Source organism: Mesorhizobium sp. B4-1-1 (genome assembly GCF_006439375.1).
Classification (GTDB): Bacteria; Pseudomonadota; Alphaproteobacteria; order Rhizobiales; family Rhizobiaceae; genus Mesorhizobium.
Genome location: NZ_VFTH01000027.1, coordinates 41398 through 62867 on the forward strand (window position 1 = coordinate 41398; position 21470 = coordinate 62867).

General features: G+C 64.4%; 21 protein-coding genes. 12 read left to right on the top strand and 9 right to left on the bottom strand.

Features of this window, described 5'->3' with window-relative positions; genetic code table 11:
• From FJW10_RS26895 to FJW10_RS26910, 4 genes are all read left to right on the top strand, one after another.
• The gene (locus FJW10_RS26895) at positions 1-1098 is read left to right on the top strand and encodes a branched-chain amino acid ABC transporter permease (protein ID WP_246674378.1); all 1098 of its coding nucleotides are present in this window, start codon (positions 1-3) and stop codon (positions 1096-1098) included.
• A 29-nt stretch (positions 1099-1127) separates the two neighbouring features.
• Positions 1128-2522 carry a glutamine synthetase family protein gene (locus FJW10_RS26900; RefSeq protein WP_140902319.1) on the top strand — a complete coding sequence of 465 codons (1395 nt, stop codon included), beginning with the start codon at positions 1128-1130 and terminating at the stop codon, positions 2520-2522.
• Positions 2523-2746: 224 nt separating this feature from the next.
• Positions 2747-3475, top strand: a complete 729-nt coding sequence (locus tag FJW10_RS26905) for an AzlC family ABC transporter permease (RefSeq protein ID WP_140902320.1) — start codon at positions 2747-2749, stop codon at positions 3473-3475.
• On the top strand, positions 3472-3768 hold the full coding sequence (locus FJW10_RS26910) for an AzlD family protein (protein ID WP_140644085.1): 297 nt from the start codon (positions 3472-3474) through the stop codon (positions 3766-3768). The genes FJW10_RS26905 and FJW10_RS26910 overlap by 4 nt, the downstream gene beginning before the upstream one ends.
• 122 nt (positions 3769-3890) lie before the next feature.
• On the opposite strand, the gene FJW10_RS26915 is transcribed toward FJW10_RS26910, so the two are convergent.
• From FJW10_RS26915 to FJW10_RS26925, 3 genes are all read right to left on the bottom strand, one after another.
• Positions 3891-5735: an aminopeptidase P family protein gene (locus tag FJW10_RS26915; RefSeq protein WP_140902321.1), complete on the bottom strand. Its 1845-nt coding sequence runs from the start codon at positions 5733-5735 to the stop codon at positions 3891-3893.
• Between the two features lie 101 nt (positions 5736-5836).
• Entirely contained in the window at positions 5837-6709 is an 873-nt protein-coding gene (locus FJW10_RS26920; protein ID WP_140829555.1) for a 50S ribosomal protein L11 methyltransferase, read from the bottom strand.
• Entirely contained in the window at positions 6709-7293 is a 585-nt protein-coding gene (locus FJW10_RS26925; RefSeq protein ID WP_140902322.1) for an SCO family protein, read from the bottom strand. Before FJW10_RS26925 ends, FJW10_RS26920 begins: the two co-directional genes overlap by 1 nt.
• A 189-nt stretch (positions 7294-7482) precedes the next feature.
• Here FJW10_RS26925 and FJW10_RS26930 point away from each other — a divergent pair, with 189 nt between their 5' ends.
• From FJW10_RS26930 to FJW10_RS26945, 4 genes are all read left to right on the top strand, one after another.
• A complete protein-coding gene (locus FJW10_RS26930) occupies positions 7483-8013 on the top strand; it encodes a cytochrome b/b6 domain-containing protein (protein ID WP_140902323.1) in 531 nt (176 codons plus the stop codon).
• 131 nt (positions 8014-8144) lie between these two features.
• Positions 8145-8573 carry a CreA family protein gene (locus tag FJW10_RS26935; protein ID WP_224600994.1) on the top strand — a complete coding sequence of 143 codons (429 nt, stop codon included), beginning with the start codon at positions 8145-8147 and terminating at the stop codon, positions 8571-8573.
• 68 nt (positions 8574-8641) lie between these two features.
• On the top strand, positions 8642-9283 hold the full coding sequence (locus tag FJW10_RS26940) for a DapH/DapD/GlmU-related protein (protein ID WP_140902324.1): 642 nt from the start codon (positions 8642-8644) through the stop codon (positions 9281-9283).
• Between the two features lie 205 nt (positions 9284-9488).
• Positions 9489-9770, top strand: a complete 282-nt coding sequence (locus FJW10_RS26945; protein ID WP_140829050.1) for a hypothetical protein — start codon at positions 9489-9491, stop codon at positions 9768-9770.
• A 144-nt stretch (positions 9771-9914) separates the two neighbouring features.
• Here FJW10_RS26945 and FJW10_RS26950 read toward each other — a convergent pair whose 3' ends face one another.
• Positions 9915-11447 (bottom strand): hypothetical protein, encoded by a 1533-nt coding sequence (locus FJW10_RS26950; RefSeq protein WP_246674379.1) that lies wholly within the window; start codon positions 11445-11447, stop codon positions 9915-9917.
• On the opposite strand from FJW10_RS26950, the gene FJW10_RS26955 reads away from it, so the two are divergent.
• Positions 11403-11897 (top strand): low affinity iron permease family protein, encoded by a 495-nt coding sequence (locus FJW10_RS26955; protein ID WP_181177677.1) that lies wholly within the window; start codon positions 11403-11405, stop codon positions 11895-11897. The two genes, FJW10_RS26950 and FJW10_RS26955, sit on opposite strands and share 45 nt — an antisense overlap.
• A gap of 8 nt (positions 11898-11905) precedes the next feature.
• Here FJW10_RS26955 and FJW10_RS26960 read toward each other — a convergent pair whose 3' ends face one another.
• Positions 11906-12772, bottom strand: a complete 867-nt coding sequence (locus FJW10_RS26960; RefSeq protein ID WP_140902326.1) for an SDR family NAD(P)-dependent oxidoreductase — start codon at positions 12770-12772, stop codon at positions 11906-11908.
• A gap of 218 nt (positions 12773-12990) precedes the next feature.
• Between FJW10_RS26960 and FJW10_RS26965 the strand changes: the two genes are divergently transcribed.
• Positions 12991-13272, top strand: coding sequence for a hypothetical protein (locus FJW10_RS26965; RefSeq protein WP_140829058.1), 282 nt, complete (start codon positions 12991-12993; stop codon positions 13270-13272).
• Positions 13273-13275: 3 nt separating this feature from the next.
• On the opposite strand, the gene FJW10_RS26970 is transcribed toward FJW10_RS26965, so the two are convergent.
• Positions 13276-13851 (bottom strand): TMEM175 family protein, encoded by a 576-nt coding sequence (locus tag FJW10_RS26970; protein ID WP_140902327.1) that lies wholly within the window; start codon positions 13849-13851, stop codon positions 13276-13278.
• A gap of 134 nt (positions 13852-13985) precedes the next feature.
• On the opposite strand from FJW10_RS26970, the gene FJW10_RS26975 reads away from it, so the two are divergent.
• Positions 13986-15194, top strand: a complete 1209-nt coding sequence (locus tag FJW10_RS26975; protein ID WP_140902328.1) for an MFS transporter — start codon at positions 13986-13988, stop codon at positions 15192-15194.
• 7 nt (positions 15195-15201) lie between these two features.
• Here the strand turns inward: FJW10_RS26975 and FJW10_RS26980 are convergent, their stop codons facing one another.
• The gene (locus FJW10_RS26980) at positions 15202-16668 is read right to left on the bottom strand and encodes an MATE family efflux transporter (protein WP_140902329.1); all 1467 of its coding nucleotides are present in this window, start codon (positions 16666-16668) and stop codon (positions 15202-15204) included.
• 102 nt (positions 16669-16770) lie between these two features.
• Positions 16771-18252 carry an esterase-like activity of phytase family protein gene (locus FJW10_RS26985; RefSeq protein ID WP_140902330.1) on the bottom strand — a complete coding sequence of 494 codons (1482 nt, stop codon included), beginning with the start codon at positions 18250-18252 and terminating at the stop codon, positions 16771-16773.
• A 340-nt stretch (positions 18253-18592) separates the two neighbouring features.
• Between FJW10_RS26985 and FJW10_RS30585 the strand changes: the two genes are divergently transcribed.
• Entirely contained in the window at positions 18593-18736 is a 144-nt protein-coding gene (locus FJW10_RS30585) for a hypothetical protein (protein WP_181177679.1), read from the top strand.
• 30 nt (positions 18737-18766) lie between these two features.
• Here the strand turns inward: FJW10_RS30585 and FJW10_RS26995 are convergent, their stop codons facing one another.
• Positions 18767-21397, bottom strand: a complete 2631-nt coding sequence (locus FJW10_RS26995; protein ID WP_140902331.1) for a UvrD-helicase domain-containing protein — start codon at positions 21395-21397, stop codon at positions 18767-18769.
• Positions 21398-21470 lie beyond the last annotated feature (73 nt).

Here is a 21470-nt window from a genome sequence, read left to right on the forward strand (position 1 = left end):
GTGGCAGGCTCCGAACTCTCGCAGACCGTCGAACAAATGGCGGCGCCGGCCGCCGCCGCGCAGCCCGGCAACGCGGTCCTCCGCTCGCTGATCGGCGGGCTGGTGACGGCTCTGCCGGTGCTGGCGATCGGGCTCCTGGTGCTGAATTTCGCGCCGACCTACTACAGCTTCCTGGCGCTCGGCGCCTTCGTGAACCTGATCGTGGTCGTCGGGCTGCAGGTGTTCATGGGCAATTCCAACATCGCCAATCTCGGCCACAGCGCCTTTGTCGGGCTCGGCGCCTATGGCGTCGCCATCCTGTCGACGCCGCTTGCCATGAAGAAGCTGTCGATCCCCAACGCGCCATTCGGCTTTGCGACGCTGGAGCTCGATCCGGTTTCGTCGGCGCTCAGCGCGCTCTTGGTCGTCGGCATCGTGGCGCTGGTCAGCGGCAAGGTGATCAGCCGGCTGTCGGGAGTCGCGGCGACCATCGTCAGCCTGGCGCTGCTGATCATCGTCCACTCGGTGTTCCTCAACTGGACCGATCTGTTCAAAGGCAACCAGGCCTTCTTCGGCATTCCGAAAGTCGTCGGCCTGCCGTGGATGCTGGTCTTCGCGGTCGTGGCGATCGTAGCGGCGCGGCTGTTCAAGGACAGCCGCTGGGGCCTGCAGCTGCGCGCCAGCGCGCAGAGCCCGCAGGCAGCGGCCGCACTCGGGATCGACGCGAAAAAACTGCGACTGATGTCATGGGTGCTGTCGGCGCTGATCTGCGGCCTCGCCGGCGTGCTCTACGCCTATTTCGCCGGCACGATCAGCCCGAAGCTGTTCTATTTCCAGATGATCTTCAACACGCTGGCGATGCTGATCCTCGGCGGCATGGCGACGGTGACCGGGGCGGTGACCGGCGTCATCGTGCTTTCGATCGGGCTGGAATTCATCCGCAGCATCGAGTCCGGCGTGACCGTCGCGGGCATCCAAATGCCGCAGTTGCTCGGGCTCTCGGGCGTGGCGCTCGGCGTGGTCATCGTGCTTTGCATGGCATTCCGGCCAAGCGGCATCAGCGGACGGCACGAGCTCGACGAGCTGCTGTCGCTTCTTTTCCGGCGCAGCGCCAAATAGCGTCGTCATTTCCTGGTGGAGGGTTGAACGTGGAATTTGAGGACAGGGTGGCGGCGTATGCGCCGAAGCTCGAAGCGCTGCAGGCCGAGCTCGCGTCGCGCGGCGTCGAGTTCGTCGAGGTGCATACGGTCGACACGTCAGGCGTCGTGCGCTCCAAGATCGCGCCGCTGAAGCTCTCCGCCTATGGCGAGTCGATCAACGCCATCCTCTATTGCGTCACACATGGCGACGGCCAGCCGATGGGCGACGTCGCCTTCGCCTCGCCGAGCGCCAATGAGGAGAACGGCTTTCCAAACATAAAGGGGCTCATCGATCCGGACACGGTGGTGCAGCATGGCTGGAAACCGAAATTCGCTTCCGCCATCACGCGCTCCTACATGCTCGACGGCTCCGTCTGCCCCTACGATCCGCGCGGCGTTCTGGCCCGCGTCGAGGAGCGTGCGCGAGCGCTCGGCTACGAGTCGAAATTCGCGCTCGAATACGAGTTCGGCATTTTTCACGCCGACCACGACCTGATGCGAGCCGGCCGCTATCGCGAGCTGAAGCCGTGGGGGCATTCGCTGATCAACTACGATCTCGTGCGCAGCGGCGACTACCAGGATTTCGCCGCCGAGTTCATCACGCGCATGAAAAGCATCGGCATCGGCGTCGCTTCGCTGGTCACCGAATATGGCTACGGCATGTATGAATATGCGCTGACGCCGACGAGCGCGCTGGAAGCGGCGGACGCGGCGATGCGGGCCAAGCTGCATCTGCGCGAGCTTTGCGCCGAGCGCGGGCTGGTCGCGACTTTCATGACGCGCTTCCAGCCACCGGGCAAGGAAAGCGCCTGCGGCGCGCACCACCATGTCAGCCTGTGGCGGGACGGCAAGCCGGCCTTCGCGGCCGGCCCCAACCGCTTGACGCCGGTCGCCGAAAAATTCCTCGCCGGCGTGCTCAACCGCATGCAGGAGACGCATATTTTCTTCCGGCCGACGGTCAATTCCTATCGCCGCTTCGACCGCGGCGCGTGGTCGCCGGAAGACGTCGCCTGGGGTTTCGAAAACCGTACCGCGCCGATCCGCGCCATCACCACGCCGAACGACGCAGCCTGCCGGCTCGAGCACCGCGCGCCGGGCGCCGACGTCAATCCTTACCTGTCGATCGCCGCGATCCTGGCGGCGGGCTGCGAAGGCATCGAAAAGGACCTGCCGCTTGAGGCGCCGGTGACATCCAATCTGGCCAATCTCGACAAGCCGAAACTGCCGCGCACGCTTAACGCTTCTATCGAAGCCTTCGCCGCATCCGACTTCTGCGCCGAAGCTTTCGGCGAGGCGTTCCGCGACAATTACGCCGAGAGCCGCCGCGCCGAGCAGGCGGCGTTCGATGCCTGGCAGGCCTCGCACATCACCGACTTCGAATGGCAGCGCTATTTCGTCAGCTGAACGCTCAGGAATTTCCGGCGATTGGCAACCCGGCGATCAGTTCCGCTGATCGCCGGGTCAAGCGAATTGGTGTGACAAGCAAGGCGACGCTCCCTAAATGAGGCCGCTCGTAAGGCGCGTCTCATCGAGCGGATTCAGGCGACGCGCTTCAAGTCTTTGGTTGATGCATGACGTTGTCCCAGAACCGCTGCGCACTTCTGGGCGACATGCTTAAGGAGCGGCTGATGGCGGCGGAAGCAATCTCCAGGGGCAGGACTGGCGGCGATTTCTGGGACGGCGTGCGATTGTCGATGCCGGTCGTCGTCGCCTCGGCGCCGTTCGCGATCCTGTTCGGCGCGATCGCCGTCGATAATGGTTTCTCCGTGCTCGAAGCTTTTTTGATGAGCGCCACGATCTATGGCGGCGCCAGCCAGATGGTCGGCATCGAGCTGTTCGGCCAGCACGTCGCGCCCTGGCTGATCGTGCTCTCGATCTTCGCGGTGAATTTCCGCCATGTGCTCTATTCGGCCGGCATCGGCAGGCGTATCGCGCATTGGCCCGTGCTGCAGCAGGCGCTCGGCTACTTCATCCTGACCGATCCGCAATATGCCATCGCCGAAGCAAGGGCCGAGTCCGGCCGTCCCGTCGGTTTCGTCTGGTATCTGGGTCTCGGCCTGCCGGTCTACGTGTTCTGGGTGATCGAAAGCGGCTTGGGTGCTGTGTTCGGCAAGATGATCCCGGATACGCAGGCGCTGGGCATCGATTTCCTGTTGCCGATCTATTTCCTCGGCCTGGTGCTCGGCTTCCGCAAGCGGCCGCTTTGGGCGCCCGTCATCGCCGCCAGCGCCGTCGCCTCGATCATCGCCTACAGAACCGTCGGCTCGCCCTGGCATGTCTCGATCGGCGCGGTCGCCGGCGTCCTTCTGGCGGTGATCCTGCCGCCACACCATAGCGGCGTGGGCAAGCGGCCATGAGCACGACCTTCTGGATCATCCTCGCAGGCGCCGTCGCCACCTATCTCACGCGTGTCGGCGGCCATCTCGTCATCTCGCGCTTCGAGACCATCCATCCGCGCGTCGAGGCCGGGCTCAACGCCGTGCCGGCGGCGGTGCTGACGACGCTCGTCGCGCCGGAACTGCTGCATGCCGGACCGGCCGAATGGGCGGCGCTGATCGTCACCGTGCTGGTATCGCTGCGCGGCGGGCTGATGGCGATGTTTTTGGCGGGCGCGGCGGTGTTGATAATCGCGCGCCAGTTTATGGGTTAGCTTCCATCCTGCATAGCTGGCGCCGCCCTCATTGCCCTGCCCGTCCTCAGCAGCAGCTGCGCTGCAGCTACGGAGGGCGAACCGGGCATTTTTCCCCGTGAACGGGGAGAAAGAGGCTGTTCTCAGATCTTCGCGTCGTGCGGCAGCGGCGCGGTGGCTTTTTCCAGCCAGGCCAGCGTTTCGCCGTCGACCATCGGGCCGATCTCGGCCAGAACCCGGGCGTGATAGCGGTCGAGCCATTGCAACTCGTCGCGGTGCAGCAGGTCGCTGCGGATGAGCCGCTTGTCGATCGGCGCCAGGGTCAGCGTCTCGAAGCCGTGCATGGCGATGTCGCCGCCTTCGATCTGCTCGGCAGGCGTCACCAGGATCAGGTTCTCGATGCGGATGCCGTAGGCGCCTTCCTTGTAATAGCCCGGCTCGTTGGACAGCATCATGCCGGCGAGCAGTTTTTCCGAGCCGGTGCGGGCGATGCGCTGCGGCCCTTCATGCACTGCAAGGTAGGAGCCGACGCCGTGGCCGGTGCCATGGGCGAAGTCGCAGCCATGCGTCCACAGCGCCATGCGCGCGACGGCGTCGATTTCAGAGCCGCGGGTGCCGGCGGGGAAACGCAGTGTCGAGATGCCAATCATGCCCTTCAGCACGAGGGTGAAGCGTTCTCGCATCTCCTCGGTCGGCTGGCCGATCGGCACGGTGCGGGTGATGTCGGTGGTGCCGTCCTGATACTGGCCGCCGGAATCGAGCAGGAACAGCTCGCCGCTTTCAAGCTTGCGGCTGGTGGCGCGCGAGACGCGGTAGTGCATGATCGCGCCGTTCGGGCCGGCGCCGGAAATCGTGTCGAAGGAGACGTCGCGCAGCGGCATCTGCGTTTCCTCGCCGGTCTGGCGGCGCACTTCCTCAAGCTTGGTGACGACGGCGATCTCGTCCAGCGAGCCGGGCTTCTGGCGATCCAGCCAGCAAAGCAGCTTGGCGACCGCGGCGCCGTCGCGGCGATGCGCGGCGCGGCTGCCGGCGATCTCGGCTTGGTTCTTGGTGGCACGCGGTATGCGCGCCGGGTCGGCGGCCAGCACGACGGTGCCGCCATTGTCCTCGACCAGCATCCTCAGCTTGTCCGCCGCCAGCACGGGATCGAGCGCGATTTTCGCGCCGCCCTTGGCGAGCTCGATGATCGCGGCTTCGAATTCGCCTGGATCGTGCAGCTCAGCCAACTGCGTGAGGTAGGCCGCGACCTGACGTGGGAATTTACGCTGGTCCATGAAGATCTGATGCTTGCCGTCGGCGGCCAGGATGGCGAAGCCGAGTGCCAGCGGCGTATGCGGCACGTCGCCGCCACGGATGTTGAAGGCCCAGGCTATCGAAGAGGGATCCGTCAGCACCGCATGGGTGGCGTCGTCTTTCTCGATCGCGCCCGCCAGCCGAGCCAGCTTGTCCTTGGCGAGTTCGCCGGCGAGATTTTGCGGATGGATCTCGACAGGTGCGCGCGGCGGCTCCGGCTGGTCCTTCCAGATGATGTCGATGGGATTCTTGTCGAGCGGCACCAGAATAGCGCCGGACTGCTCGGCCGATGCCCTGAGCGCCTTGATCTCGCCGATCGTGTGCAGCCAGGGGTCGAAGCCGAGCCTCGCGCCCTTGCCGAGATTGTCCTTGATCCAGGCGGCCGGCGGATTGTCGATGAGGCTTTCGATGGTGAAGATCGAAAGGTCGACCTCGTTGCGCACCTGCAGCGTGTAGCGGCCGTCGACGAAGATGAAGGCGCGGTCGCGCAGGATTATGGCGACACCGGCCGAACCGGAAAAGCCGGTCAGCCATTTCAGCCGCGCCGAGCGGTCGGCGACATATTCGCCCTGATGCTCGTCGGCGCGGGGGACCGTGAAGCCGTCGAGGCCGTTCTCGGCCAGCCATTGCCGCAGCAGCGCCACGCGCGGCTTGCCGACGGCCGGATCGCCAGCGGAATCAAAGGTCTGGAACATTGTGGGCATCTCCCTCGAAATGGCTTATCGCGACCGTAGCGCATGGCCCTGGAAACCGGAATCGATTTCGGCAGGGCCAGATCGGACGGATCTTGCCGGTCTCAACGCTTGAGATGGATGGTCACCCAGCCCTCGCGATGCAGCGTGCGGACGTGCCGAAAGCTCTGGCCGACATAGGCCGAGATCACCGCGTCGCGCTGCCGGTCGAGGATGCCGGAGAGCACCAGCGAACCGCCGAGCCTGATATGCTTGGCCATCTCCGGCGCCAGCCGCATCAGCGGTCGGGCCAGGATGTTGGCGACGATCAGGTCGAAAGGCGCGCGCCTGGCGAAGATCGGATTGTGGAAGCCGGGCGCCGTGACCGTCTCGACCAGCGCCTTGACATGGTTGAGGCGGGCATTGGCCGCGGCGACCCGGACGGCGACCGGATCGATGTCGGTCGCCAGCACCGGGACATGCGCGAGCTTGGCGAGCGCGATGGCGAGCACCGCGCTGCCGGTGCCGAGGTCGAGCGCGTTGCGCGGCCGCTCGCGCAGCACCACGTCCTCCAGCATTTCGAGGCAGCCGGCGGTCGTGCCGTGGTGGCCGGTGCCGAAGGCAAGGCCGGCTTCGATCTCGATGGCGAGGTCGCCGGCGTGGCGCTTGGCGCGGTCGTGCGAGCCGTGGACCAGGAAGCGGCCGGCGCGCACCGGCTTCAAGCCTTCCAGCGAGCGCGACACCCAGTCCACGTCGGGAAGGACCTCGCGCTCGACGGGCTTCGGCAGGCCGAGACCGGCGAGGAGATCCTTGACCCGCGCTTCGACCGGATCGACGTCGCCATCGGCATAGAGCGACACTTCGTGGATGTCTTTTTCCTCGTCGAGTTCCCGCACGGCGATCGGCAGGCCGTCATCCTCGAAGGCGGCGTCCAGCGCCGCGAAGATGCGGTCGGCCTCGACCTTGTTGGCTGTGAGATGGAGCCGGGTCTGGCCCATCATGTTTGCCCACCGGCAGCCAGCCGCTTCAGCTTGGCGACAGCGGTGTCGGCGTTCTCGCCATAGGCGATGGTGCCGGCGAAATCGCCCTTGGCATTGAGCAGCAGCACCGAAGCCGTATGGTCCATCGTGTAGTCGCCGTCGCCGGTATCGACCTTCTTCCAGTAGATACCGAAAGCCTTGGCCATGGCATGCACCTTGTCCGGATCGCCGGTGATGCCGGTGATGCGGTCGGAGAAGTTGCTGACATAGGTGTTCATCGTCTCCGGCATGTCGCGCTCCGGATCGACGGTGACGAAATAGGCGTTGAGGTTCTTGCCGCCGTCGCCCATCGTCTTCAGCCAGCCGGCCAGCTCGAACAGGGTCGTCGGGCAGACTTCCGGGCAATGGGTGAAGCCGAAGAAGACGACGCTCGGATGGCCCCTGAAGGCGGCCTCGGTGATCGGCTCGCCTTTCTGGTCGACCAGCGTGAAGGGCGCGCCAAAGGGCTCGCCGCCATAATGGCCCCGGTACCAGTCGAATGTCAGCCAGCCGATACCCGCCGCCATCAGGACGAGAATGCCGACCAGGATTGAACGCATCATCAGTGAATGTCCGTCGCCATTGCCTTGGCAGGAAGCCAAGTTTGGCGACAGTCTTAGCGGGTCCACGCCGGGCGCGCAAAGATGTCGCGTTGCCGCAAGCGGCCGGGCATGCCGGTCGCGGCGCGAAGCCTTGCCGATCCTTAATTTGAACGGCTTTGCCTTCCAACTATCTCCCATAGGAGTTTGGTGATGGAGCAATCGATGGCCCGTGCGCCGATATCGTCCTATTCGAAGACCCAGATGTGGCTGCATTGGAGCGTCGCGGCGCTCATCCTGGTCCAGTTCGTCGCCCATGACGGCATGGAGCATGTGTGGCGCGCGCTGCGCCGCGGCCAGGAAGCCGCCGCCGGCGACTGGCCGCTGGCCTATATGCATATCGTGCTCGGCCTTGCTGTGCTGGTCCTTGCGGCCTGGCGGCTGTGGTTGCGGGCAGCGCGTGGCGTCCCGCCGGTGTCGGGCATGGAGCATCCGGCGCTGCGGTTGCTCGCCAAGATCACCCATCTGGCGATCTACGCGCTCATCTTCATCGTGCCGCTTTCCGGCGCCGCGGCATGGTTCCTGCAGGTGCCCGGCGCGGGCCTGGTGCCATGTCGTCGGCAAGAATGTGCTGCTCTATCTGGTGCTGCTCCACATCGCCGGCGCGCTCGTCCAGCACTTTGTGCTGAAGTCGAATGTGTTGCGGCAGATGCTGGCCTTCCGGCAGGCTTAGCCTCGTTGTGAGTCATCGGGGCGGCTTGCAAACGCCACGATCCTGTCCCACCTGACACCGGCAAACGTGAACCGTGGAGGCTTCCTTGCGAAAACTGATTGGCTTGTTCGCCGCATGTCTTGCCCTGAGCGCCGGCGCGGCCATGGCTGACGAAGTGGGCAAAGTGGGCGTCGACTGGGTCGGCAACGACATCATGGTCGACGCCATCAAGGACCCGAAGGTCGACGGCGTCACCTGCCATGTCGCCTATTTCGACCGCAGCATCATCGACCGGCTGCATAAGGGCAACTGGTTCGAGGATCCCTCCGATTCCTCGATCTCCTGCCGCCAGACCGGGCCGATCACCATCGGCGACATCGACATGGGCGAGGGCGGCGAGGAGGTGTTCAAGCAGGGCCTCAGCCTGATCTGGAAGAAGCAGGTGGTGAACCGCATCTACGACAAGAAGAACGAGACGCTGATCTATCTGTCGCATTCGCGCCAGGTGCAGAACGGCTCGGCGAAGATGTCGGTGACGACCGTGCCGCTTTACGGCCAGAACGTGGTGTGGACGAAGGGCAAGCCGCAATAGGCTCCGACAGGCTTGCCGGGGAACAGGTCACGCTTGCGGGGCGGTCCCCGCGAGCGTAAAGCCCCACGATGGATCGTCCTGAAAACCTCGTCCTCAAGGACCCCGAGCCGCGCGTCCACCCGACCGCGGAGCTGAAGGCGTGCAAGCTCGGTCGCTATGCCTCGATCGGCGAGCGGGTGATCCTGCGCGAGGTGACGGTCGGCGACTTTTCCTATTTCGAACGCCATTCCGAGGCGATCTACACGACGATCGGCAAGTTCTGCTCGATCGCCGCCAACAGCCGTATCAACGCGCTCGAGCATCCGATCGAGCGGCTGACGCAGCACAAGGTCAGCTACCGGCCGAACGAGTATTTCCGCTGGCTGGGCGTCGACGCCGAATTTCGTGCGCGCCGACAGGCAAAATCGGTCAGTGTCGGCCACGATGTCTGGATCGGCCATGGCGCGGTCGTCATGCCGGGCGTCGCGATCGGCAACGGCGCCGTCATCGGCGCCAATGCCGTTGTGACGCATGACGTCGCGCCCTATACGATCGTCGCCGGGGTTCCGGCAAAGCCGCTGCGCCGGCGGTTTTCCGCGACAGTCGCGGCGCGTGTCGAAGTCCTCGCCTGGTGGGACTGGGCGCCCGAGAAACTGGCGAGCGCAATTCCCGACATGCAAGTCATGCCGATCGAAGCCTTTCTCGATCGCTGGGAAGACAATACCCTCTGATCCATCTCTCCCCGATCTATTTACCATTGTCCGTAACCAAGGTTTTTAACGTAAAAGATTAGCGTTAAAAATTGGAAAACGAAGTGTATATATTGGAGTTACCACTCTGCGGTTGCAAGCATTTCCGCAAAATGTACAAGTCAATTCGGAGGTAATATCGGGGTGAAGTTGAAGGAAACACCGAAAGCAACAAAGGAGAGTAGTCATGAAGAAGTTCGTATTTGCACTCACCGCAGCTGTAGTTGTTTCCTTCTCGTCCGCCGGCGCCTATGCCGGTGGCTGGGGTGGTAGCTCGGGCAGCCTTATCAACGTGTCGCCGAACGTCAATCTCGGCGCGTTGAATGGTGCGCTCAACGACAACAACATCCTCAACGGCAACGTCGTTTCGGGCATTCTGAACGGCAACAAGACCAATGTCGTTTCCGGTATCCTCAGCGGGATCGGTGTCAATGTCGGCAGCAACAACTACTCGCTGAAGAAGCACTGAGCAGAAGCGCGGATCGCTAGCATCCGCACCAGACAGGAGGGGCTCGCACGTCCTCCTGTCTGTCGTTTTCACGACAATCCGGCAGGACTATGTGGCCAGTAGAACTATGTGCGGTTTTGCGCCCTGGAATTTGCGTTGGACGAATCAAATATTGGTACGCACGCCGACGAAGGCGTCGACCGTGTTTTCATGCTCGTCGAGAATGGTCTTTACTTTCTGCGAGTAATCGACACGGAACACGATGTTCAGCGACTTGGTGGCGCCCCAGGTCGCTTCGGCATAGACGCCCTTGCTGCGCTCGACATTTTCGAGCAGCAGATTGTCCTTGAGCTGAGCAAAGATCCCGGTGCCGACGGCAACATTTTCGCGCAGCTTCAAGCCGAGCTCGAGTTCGGCACGGCGCAGCCATGAGGCGAGCGGGTCGTCGGTGTCGGATGTTTCGTAGCGGGCGAAGCAGGTGCCGCGCAGCTCGAATCCCTTCGGCAGCGGTTGGACGAAATTTGCCTGCCAGGCCGGCAGGACGCGCTGGTAGATCCCGTCCGCGCCGCGCAGATACTGCACGCCGAGCGCCAGGCCGAAACTCGAGCCGTCCTTGCCCTTGAAAGCCGCCTCGGCCTGCGCGGTGTACTGGAAAAAGGAAAGCTGGAGCGGCGGGAAGCCGACACGTTCGACTGAAGCCAGCAACGCCGATGTCGAGCCGCCGAACGCGTATTCGCCGACGGTTCGCGTCAATCTTGCCGCCATCTGGGAAAGGATGCGGTCGGCGTGAAGCTTGGTGGGCGAAATGAGATCGTCCTGGAAATGGGTGTCGCCGACCTTCTCGATGGTTTCCGTGGCCTCGATGGTGAGCGAAGTCGCATTGCCGAGATCGATGCCAATCTGCCCTTGAACGCTGAGGATCTGCTTCAGCTCACGCGTGCCTATAATGAACGGGCCGATCTCGAGATCGTCGCCGGTGCTCTGCACGCGATAATCGAGCGTTCCGCGCAGCTCGAGCCCTGTCTCCAGGCGCCGGAAAGCTTGCGCCGACAGCGCGAGCGAGCGGTCGTCCTCGATCGAGACCCTGTTGTAGCGCGATGCCTCGAAATCGGCATGGACCCTGGCATTGGCGTCGGCATCGCCCCATTGCCGGTCGATCGAGCCACGCAGCAGCGTGTACCAGTCGGCGACGGCGCGATCGCTGTCCAGCGCGTTGGTGGTCCAGTGCTGTTCTATGCTGCCGGTGATCGTCGGATCGGTCGCGGGATCGGCTTCTGCCGGAGCGCAGACCAGCAGAAAGCCGAGGTACGCGGCGCTGCCAAACAGTCTGGAGGAGAGGTGACGCGTGACAGGACGGGGCGTTTCGATGGTCATGCACCGCGCTCTGATCGTGAGCGCCCCTTCCGCCATGCGGGGGTGGCGCAGCGGAAGGGGCTTGGAGGTAAACCGCCGTGAAGCGGAAGGAACAGGCTTTCTGGCCTGCACCGGCACTATTGCAAACAAACGGATAAGGTGTTTTTTCACGCGCCTGCGCTTTCTGCGTGTGGTCGATTGCAGCCGCGTGCGGACAGGAAAATCCGGTCCCTGGGAACCGGAGCGGCGGCAGCTTGTTTCTTCGCAAATGCCTGCGCAGCTACGGTTCGAGGGACTTGCATGATCGAGAAAGTTTTTACGCGGATAGCCAACCGGGTGGCGCATCTGGCGGGCCTGCCGTCTACCTTCGCCGTCTGCGTGCTGATCGTGGTTGCATGGGCGTTGAGCGGACCGCTCTTCGGCTTCTCGGACACCTGGCAACTCGTCATCAACACCGGCACCACCATCATCACCTTCCTGATGGTGTTCCTGATCCAGAACACGCAGAACCGCGACGGCGCGGCAATCCAGGCCAAGCTCGACGAGCTGATCAGGGTCGGCCGCGCCCACAATCATTTCATCGGCATCGAGCACTTGACGGAATCCGAGGTCGAGGAAATCCGCGCGAAATGCGAGGCGGCAGCAAAACGGCATGACCGCAAGATCGTCGAAACCGCCGCCGACAGAACCGTGGCCGGGAAGACCGGGTCCAGGGACAATCGCAAGGTCGCTCAGGCGGCCGCAAAGAAAGCCGTTGGGGGGAAGAGCGGCCCCAAGAAGAAAACTGCGGCATGACAGAACTGTCAGCGGTTCATGAAGGCCGCGAACGCGTCCTTGTGATCGGGATGCCAGCGCGACAGGGCTGGGCGGTTCTCGATGATGTCGCCGATCGCCCAGGCCATGCGCTTTTCATCCGTCGGCCGCGCGACATCGTTGTCGGGACACAGGATGTAGAAATCGTCGTCCACCAGCGATGCCAGCATGAAGTCGATCACCTGCTCGCCCGTCCAGGCGCCGGCGGGTTTTTCAGTCGCTCCCTCCGTCAGGCCGGTGAAGGTGAAACCGGGGATGAGCAAGTGGGCGGAAACCTTTGCTCCGGGTTCGTTGCGCAATGCGTGCGCCAGCCCTTCGGTAAACGTCTTCACGCCGGCCTTGGAGACGTTGTAGGCGAGGTTGCCGGGCGGCGTGGTGATGCCCTGCTTGGACCCGGTGTTGATGATCAGGCCCGGCTTGCCGGCCGCGAGCATGCGCGGCGCAAAGGCCTCGACGCCATGCACGACGCCCCAGAAATTGATGTCGAGCAGCCGCTTCCAGGCGTCGCGGTTCTCCCAGGGCTTGCCCGGATTGTTGCCTACGCCGGCATTGTTCATCAGCACCGACACCGCGCCGAAGGCGCCGTTGGCGAGATCCGCCAACCGGTCTACCTCCTCCGCCCTGGAGACGTCGGTGGGGATTGGGAGCACGGCGTCGTCGCCGGAGATCGCCGCGACCGCCTCTCTTGCCTGGTCGAGGCGCACGCCGCCGATATCGGCCAGCACCACCTTCATGCCCATCGCCGCGAACCGTTTTGCGGCGGCAAGGCCGATGCCGCTGGCGCTGCCGGTGATGACGGCGACGTTGCCGGAAGCGAAAGCAGGCAGGGCGATCTGGATCTGGGCGTCGCTGGTCATGGTTTCCATCCTTATGAGGGTCGGACCGAACTTAACGCCGGACGTCGCCGAGGCAAGACCGGTTCGTCCCGCATGGGACCGCAACGACCGCAACGGGTTGACGGCAACAGCCGCAACGGGTTGACGGCGACGGCCGCAACGGGTTGACGGCAACGGCCGCAACGGGTTGACCATGGCGGCGCTCGCCGCGCATGGTGTGCCAAAAAGGAGTTCGGTATTTGACCGACTGGATCGGAATTCTGAAGGAGCAAACCGTCAACGGCGACCAGATGAGCCGCGAGGTGCCGAAGATGCTCGCCAATCCCGACATCAGCGAGGCGCAGGTGAAGACGCTGTTCGCGGCTCTGGAGCAGCAGGCGGATTTCGCCGAGAAGCTGCGGCTGGCGCTGGAGAAGTTCGGCCATGACTTTCCGATCATCAAGGCAGCCGAACGGCTGGAGGAACGCTATGCCGATCTTGCCGCCTCTGTGGCGGAAAAGCTGAAAGTGATGCGGAAATAGGCGTTATTTCTCCACCAACCGTTCGAAGCGCTTGTCCGGCACAAACCAGATAGTCGCCACCAGCACATAGATCGCCACGCTGATCCACTGGTTGAGGAAGCTGAGCAGGACGGCGGCGATGTAGAGCGCCAGCGAGATCTTGCCCTTTTTGTCGTGGCCGACGGCCTTGGCGAAGGTCGTGTCGGCGCCATGCAGATGGCGAAGCTTGATGATCAGGATGGCGTAGGCGACGGCACAGAGCGCGAGGTCGATGCCATAAACGGCGACCGGCGCAGGCGCGAAATGGTTCTCTCCCATGAACGCCGTGGTCACCGGGATCAGCGACAGCCAGAACAGAAGGTTGAGATTGGCCCATAGCACGCGTCCGTCGACGCGCTGCACGGTGTGGAACATGTTGTGCAGGTTGTTCCAGTAGATGCCGACATTGATGAAGGAGAGCACGTAGCAGAAGAAGATCGGCCACTGCGGCAGAAGTGTTGAAAAATCCTCGCCGTGCGGCACCTTCAGGTCCAGCACCATGATGGTGATGATGATGGCGACGACGCCATCGGTAAATGCCTCGACCCGTCCCTGGCCCATGGTTCCTCCCTGTGGGCTGACAAAGCTACGCGAGGATTCCTCGCAAGACCATCCTGTCAGGATTGTCAGGAGGGGGGTCGGTGGCTGGAACAGCGCCATTACATAGGCGTTGGGCTTGCACGCCGGAGGTGCCGATGGCCAGCGACGCTCAAACCATGACGCGTGAGAATGAGCTTGACGGGGCCGCCGCAAAGGCCGCCGTCGCCGCCATGATCGCCGCGCTCTTTGCCGGCAGCACCGCGCTGACCCCGCTCTACGTGATCTACAAGCAGGAATTCGGCTTTTCGCAGATCACGCTGACGCTGGTCTATGCCGTCTATGTGGTCGGCAATCTGGCGGCGCTGCTGTTTTTCGGCCGTCTCTCGGATGCCGTCGGCCGCCGCCCCGCCGCGCTTGCCGCGATGGCTGTTGCGGTGGTCAGCGCGTTGTCCTTCCTCTTCGCCGGAGACCTCGCCTGGCTCGACATCGCCCGCGTCCTGAGCGGGCTCGGCATCGGCGTCGGCGCAGGCGCCGGTACCGCCTGGCTGGCCGAACTGATCGAAGGCAAGGACAAGTCGCGCGCCGCCGTCATCGCCACCAGCACCAACTTTGTCGGCCTCGGGGCCGGCGCGCTCGTGGCGGGGGTGCTCGCCCAATACGCGCCATGGCCGCTCAGGCTGACATTTGCCGTCTATCTCGTCCTGCTTGGGCTCGTCACCCTGCTGATCTGGCGCACGCGGGAAACCGTCTCTAGGCCTAGACGGTTCTCCGACGTCCCGCTGCGGCCGCGGCTTTCGGTGCCTGACGGTATCCGCGCGCAGTTCGTGGCGCCGGCGGTGACCGGTTTCGGCGCCATGGCGCTGGTCGGCTTCTACGCCGCGCTGGCGCCGAGCATTCTCGCGCAGCAGCTGCACGTGACCAATCATGCCGAAGCCGGCGGGCTTTTCTTCGAGCTGTCGAGCGTGGCGGCCATCACCATCGTCGGCACCGCCTGGTTCTCCAGCCGCTCCACCATGCTCGCGGCGCTGGCGCTGATGATCCCCGCCGTGGCGCTGATCGTGGCGGCGCAGGTCTACGCCTCGATGGCGCTCATGATCGCCGCGACGGCGGTCTGCGGCGTGGCGGCGGCGCTTGGCTATCGCGGCGGCCTGCAAGTGGTCAACCAGATCGCGCCGGCCGACCGCCGCGCCGAGGTGGTGTCGGCCTTCTTCATCTGTTGCTTCTGCGGCAACGCGCTGCCGGTGATCGGCATCGGTATCCTGTCCAGCTTGGCGAGCGCCACCGTGGCAAGCCTGGCCTTTGCCGGCATGATCATCGTCTTCTCGCTGGTCGCGCTCGGCTTTGGCGTCAGATACGCACGGTAGGTCTTGGCTATTCGGTCTCCGGCAGGAGCTGCGCGCGTTGGCGCGGCATGCCAAGGCCGGTGTCGGGCGGCTCGCCCGCCGCCGGCCGATCCTCGATCATGTGCATCGTGCGCCAGCGGCCGAAGCGATAATAGGCGGCGGCCAGCACCAGCGAAGCGATCGAGCCCGCCGGAAAGCTCCACCACAGCGCCTCCTGGCCGATGACGCTGCGCATGGAATAGGCAAAGCCGGTGCGAATGATCAACACCGAGATGATCAGGATGATAAGCGGCGGCATGACGGCGCCGGTGGCGCGCACCGTGGCGAACAGCACGATCGTGATGCCGAACAGGATGAACGACCAGGACGCTATCCTGTTGATGTGGGCGGCGATGTCGATCGCGGCGCTGTCGTTGCTGAGGAACAGGCTGAGCACCGCTCGGTCGAAGACGAAGAGCAGCGCCACCAGCGCGCCGGTCAGCACCAGGTTGAAGCCGACGCCGGACGCCGCGACCTTGCCGATGCGGTCCCAGCGACCGGCGCCGACATTCTGCGCCGCCATCGAGGAGACGGCGGCGCCGATCGCCAGAGCCGGCATCTGGATATAGGTCCAGAGTTGGGCTGCGATGCCGTAGGCGGCGGCGACCTGCGAGCCATAGGAATTGACGATGCCCATCACGGTCAATGCCGCGGCCGAGATGACGATCATCTGCAGGCCCATCGGGATGCCCTTGAAGACGACGATGCGCAGCAGGGCCGGGTCGGGCTTGAGCAAGGCGAGATCAGCGCCCGCGAGCCGCAGCGGGTGTTTGCGGGCATAAAGCACGATCAGGATGGCGATCACGCTGACCGTCTGGCCTATGAGCGTCGAAGTCGCCGAGCCGGCGATGCCGAGCTCCGGAAAGGGGCCGATACCGCGGATCAGCAGGGGATTGAGCACGACGTCGAGGACGACCGCCAGCGCCATGAAGACAAACGGCGTGCGCGAATCGCCGGCGCCGCGCAGCACGGTCATGACGAAGGACAAAAGGTTCATCATCGGCACGGCAACGAAGATGATGCGCAGGTAGGCGCGCGCCAGCGGCAAGGCATCCGCCGGCGTGCCGAGCCCGGTGAGGATGGCGTCGACCCAGATCCAGCCGCAGACCGCGAACACCGCCGAAACCAGGAAGAAGAAGGTGGCGCTGGTGCCGACGATGCGCCTGGCTTCCGGCAGATCGCGGGCGCCGACCGCCTGCGCCACCAAGATGGTCGCGGCCATGCCGATGCCGAAAACGGTGCCGAGGATGAGGAAGAGCACCAGATTGGCGTTGGAGGTCGCCGTCAGCGCCGCCTCGCCGAGGAAACGGCCCACCCAGACGGCATTGATCGAGCCGTTCAGCGACTGCAGCACGTTGGAGCCCAGCACCGGCAGGGCGAACAGAAGCAGCGTGCGCGGAATGGGGCCGCTGGTCAGGTCGCCGGTCCGCCGGCGGGTGGGCTTCTTGTCATCCATGGCAGCACCGAAAATGAATCAGGCCCGCGATGGTATCGCAGGCCTGATGGTCGTGCATCCTTTTCAGGATCAGCGGGATGACAGGCAATCGCCCGTCGCCGGTTACTGGCCGGCGACAGTGTTCCCAGACAGGCCGGGGAGCGTCACCTGATAGACGAGGAAGGTAGTGTCGACGTCGGCTCCATCCTCGGCCTTGTACGAAGCGCCGACCTGGAAGCCGTCCTGGGTGAGGAAGTCGTTGTCGTTGGCGACGAACAGGAAATAGTCGTCGGGCAGCTTCGGATCGAGCACGGAGACCAGCGACATCGCCTCCCACTTCTCAGAAAGGTTGTCCTTGTCGTTCGGCGCGCCATTGTGCAGGCCGAAGCGGCCGAGCTCGCCCTTGTCGTTGATGTCGATGAACGAGGTGAGCTTGGCCGGCGCCACCGACGGGTCGAGCACGCCCTTCGGCGCGACCGGCTTGTCGGCCGCGTCGAACGGACCGTTGGCGATATCGGTGGCGGCGGAAAGGTCGACGATCTCGATCTTGCGATAGAGCGACTCGTCGCCCTTGAGACCCTGGCCGTTGCCTGAGTCGCGCGCCAGCATCAGGAAGCTCTTGTCGGAGAGCGCGACGATCTCGCTCTGCGCGGCCACCTTGGTCTTGCCTTTGGCATCCTTGAACACCGGCAGCGGCACGACATATTCGTGCGCCAGCTTGAGCTGGGCGAGGTCGGAAGCATCATAGACCAGCGCGCGGGTGTTCTGGCGGGTCGAGCCGGAATCGCCGCCGTCCTGGCGCGCCGCCGACTGCAGCACGGCGATCAGGAACTTGCCGTCGGGCGTCATCGACATGCCTTCGAGGCCCTGGTTGTTCTGGCGGCCGGTCTCCGGGTCCTTCGGATCGGGCTCGGCGGCGCCCGGGCCGGGATTGTCGGAAGCGAAGTTCGGCTTGCCGTGGCGCGTCGGCACCAGCGCCGCGGGCGGCTGCGTCGCCGACATCAGATGACCGTCGGCCGAGAAGCGGTAGATGTTGGGACCATATTCGTCGGAGATGAACATCGTGCCGTCAGGCAGCCGCACGATCGCCTCGTTATCCAACGCCAGCTTGCCGTTGTCGGCCTGCGGCAGGATCGGCATGCCGCCGGCGGCTTCGCGCACACCGTTCAACGGATCGAGGCCGGTGGCGTCTGCGCCCTTGTCGTCGGTCAGAAGCATCGTGTCGGCGAGCGTCGCCTTGACGCCGGTCTGTTCCTGTCCGGCGGCGGGCGCCACGTCGGGGGCGGTCGGGGCCAGCTCGATCGAGATGGTGTTGAGGCGCGGGCGATAATTGGTGGTGCCGACGACATTGTAGCCGCGGTCCGGCAGCAGCCAGAGCGAGCCCTTGTAGCCGGCGCCGTCGCGCGCCCAGGACTTGGTGTCGATCGCCATGCCGGAGCCTGAACCGAAGGTCTCGCCGAACTTGTCCTTCTGGCTGGCCGGAATGCGGCCGATGCCGACCAGCCCCTTGTTGACATAGGCGACGCCGTCGGCGAGCGCCGGGGTGAGGGCAGTGAACAGGGCAAGCGCCGCGCCGAGCGCGACGGTTCGGTTAAGGTGTTTCATCGATATCCCCTTCTTGACGAGCAGAGCAGCCATTGGCTCAAAAAAGGCGCGGCATCGACGATGCGGCCAGCCCTGGCCGTCGAGCGGTCTAGGACGTGAACGTGATGGTTGCGTGACAGGCGGAGGTTCTTTCCTTCTTCCCTTGCGGGAGAAGCGCAACCATCAGCTCAGGCGGTTTGGTTTGCGGGTGGACTTTTGCTCCACGGGGTGCGGCGTTCGACGACGGCGTTGGCGAAGATGAGGAGCTTTCTGACGCAGGCGATGATGGCTTTCCTATGAGCCTTGCCGTTGTTCGTAAGGCGGCCGTAGAGAGCGACCAGAGCGGTGTTCCAGCGCTGGGATGCGGGCATGCAGCATTGAAGAGCGCTCGGCGGACACGACTGCGACCGCCGGCGATATGGCGCTCGCCGGTACGTTCGCCCGAGTCCTCGTGCAGTTCTTCAACGGGCTGATCATCATCCTGTCGCTGCTCGGCCATAAGTAAGACCAGGCAAGGTACAGGTGAGAGGGCAGGTCACACCCCCGTAACAAACCCGTCCAGCACGCGTTTCTGGCCGGCCTTGTCGAAGTCGATGGTGAGCTTGTTGCCGTCGATGGCCGCGATGTTGCCGTTGCCGAATTTCTGGTGGAAGACGCGGTCGCCGACATTGAAGGCGGACGGCGTGTCGGCGACGGATTTGGCGACCAGCTCGCCCTCGATGGTGCGGCCCTTCACCGAGGTGCGGCCGGCGCCGTAGCCGGAGTCTGTCTCGCCATAGCCGATGCGTTCCACCTGGTGGCCGGAGCGGGTGCCCCAGTTGCGGTCGGTCGCCTCGGTGCGGTTCGCCTGCGCCCGCTGCCAGCCGGGCGTCGCATAGGTGTTGGAGAAGCTGCCCTGGTCCTTGGCGCCGATATTGTCGAAGCGCGAGGCGCCGTAGGGATTCTGCCGACCGCCACCGCGCCCGGAAGCGAAGGCGCCGCCGCCATAGGGATTGCCGTAACCGCCATAGCTGTTGCCGCTGTCGGCGATATCGACATGGGTTTCGGGCAATTCGTCGACGAAGCGCGACGCGATCGTCGATTGCCACAGGCCGTGAATCTGGCGGTTGGAGACGAACCAGATATGCAGGTTCTTCTTGGCGCGCGTCAGGCCGACATAGGCGAGCCGGCGCTCTTCCTCGAGGCCGGAGCGTCCGCCCTCGTCCAGCGCGCGCTGATGCGGGAACAGGCCTTCTTCCCAGCCGGGCAGGAAGACGGTCTCGAATTCGAGGCCCTTGGCAGAATGCAGCGTCATGATCGAGACCGCATCTTGCGACTCGCCCTGCTCGGCCTCCATCACCAGCGCGACATGCTCGAGGAAGGAACGCAGCGATTCATAGTCCTCCATGGAGCGGATCAGCTCCTTGAGGTTTTCCAGCCGCCCGGGCGAATCCGCCGAACGGTCGTTCTTCCACATGTCGGTGTAGCCGCTTTCCTCCAGGATGGTCTCGGCGAGCTCGGTGTGCGGGGTGGTTTCCAGCGCCTTCTGCCAGCGCTCGAAATTGGCTGCGACCTCGCGCAGCGCCGCACGCGGCTTCGGCTTCAGCTCGTCGCTTTCGGCGAGCGTTGCGGCAGCCTCCAGCATGGGGACGCGCATGGCGCGCGCCGTGTCGTGGATCTGGCGGATGGTGGCTTCGCCCAGCCCGCGCTTCGGCACGTTGACGATGCGCTCGAAGGCGAGGTCGTCGCCGCCGTTGGCGACGACGCGGAAGAAGGCCAATGCGTCGCGGATTTCCAAGCGCTCGTAGAAGCGCGGGCCGCCGATGACGCGGTAGTTCAAGCCCAGCGTGATGAATCGGTCTTCGAAGGCGCGCATCTGGAAGGAGGCGCGCACCAGGATCGCCATGTCGTTGAGGTTGTGCTTTTGCCGCTGGTAGGTCTCGATGGTGTCGCCGATGGCGCGCGCCTCTTCCTCCGAGTCCCAGGCCGCGTGGACATGCACCTTGTCGTCCTCGGGGTCGTCGCGGTCGGTGAACAGGGTCTTGCCGAAGCGGCCCTCATTGTGGGCGATGAGATGCGAGGCCGCGCCCAGAATATGCGCGGTGGACCGGTAGTTGCGCTCCAGCCGGATGATGGTGGCGCCCGGAAAATCCTTGTCGAAGCGCAGGATGTTGTCGACCTCCGCGCCGCGCCAGCCATAAATCGACTGGTCGTCGTCGCCGACGCAGCAGATGTTGACTTTGTTTTCGCTCACGACCGGGCGCTCGCTGGCCTCCGCGGGGGCGGCCTGGCCGGCCGACGCCCGGTCGGACTTGCGGCCTTCGGCCGATGGGCCACGCCCAGAATTGGGGCGCTGTGCCAGGAGTCGCAGCCACATGTATTGCGCGGTGTTGGTGTCCTGATACTCGTCGACCAGTATGTATTTGAACCTGCGGTGGTACTCCTTCAGCACGTCCGGATAGGCGCGGAAGATGCGGATCGGGTGATAGAGCAGGTCGCCGAAGTCGCAGGAATTCAGCGTCTGCAGCCGTTCCTGATAGGCCTTGTACAACTGGCGGCCCTTGCCGTTGCCGAAGCTGCGCGCATCGCCTTCCGCTATTTCGTCGGGCCCGAGACCCTTGTTCTTCCAGTTGTCGAGCATCTGGGCGAAGGTCTTGGCCGGCCAGCGCTTGTCGTCCAGCCCTTCGGCCTGGATCAATTGCTTGATCAGCCGCACCACGTCGTCGGTGTCGAGGATGGTGAAATCCGACTTCAGCCCGGCCAGCTCGGCATGTCTGCGAAGCAGCTTCACGCCGATCGAGTGGAAGGTCCCGAGCCACGGCATGCCTTCGACATTGCCTTCGCCGATCAGGTGGCCGATGCGCTGCTTCATCTCGCGCGCGGCCTTGTTGGTGAAGGTGACGGCCAGGATTTGCGAGGGGAAAGCCCTGCCGGTGGCAAGGATGTGCGCGATGCGGGTGGTGAGCACCCGCGTCTTGCCGGTGCCCGCGCCGGCCAGCACCAGAACCGGGCCCTCGGTCGTCTCGACGGCGAGGCGCTGCTCCGGGTTGAGGCCCTTCAGATAATCGGGCGCGCCGTTCTGGCCGCTGCGCGCCGCCATGGCGCGCGCGGCTATGCCGGATGGAGCCGCCGCCGGCCGCGCATTCGGTTCATCGAAAAAAGGCATGTCTTCGGAAAAGCCCGACATCGCTCCCGAATGTAGTGATTCGGCAGCGAAAGACCAGAACTGTCTACGTTTTGTTCTAGTTTTGCGTGTCTGG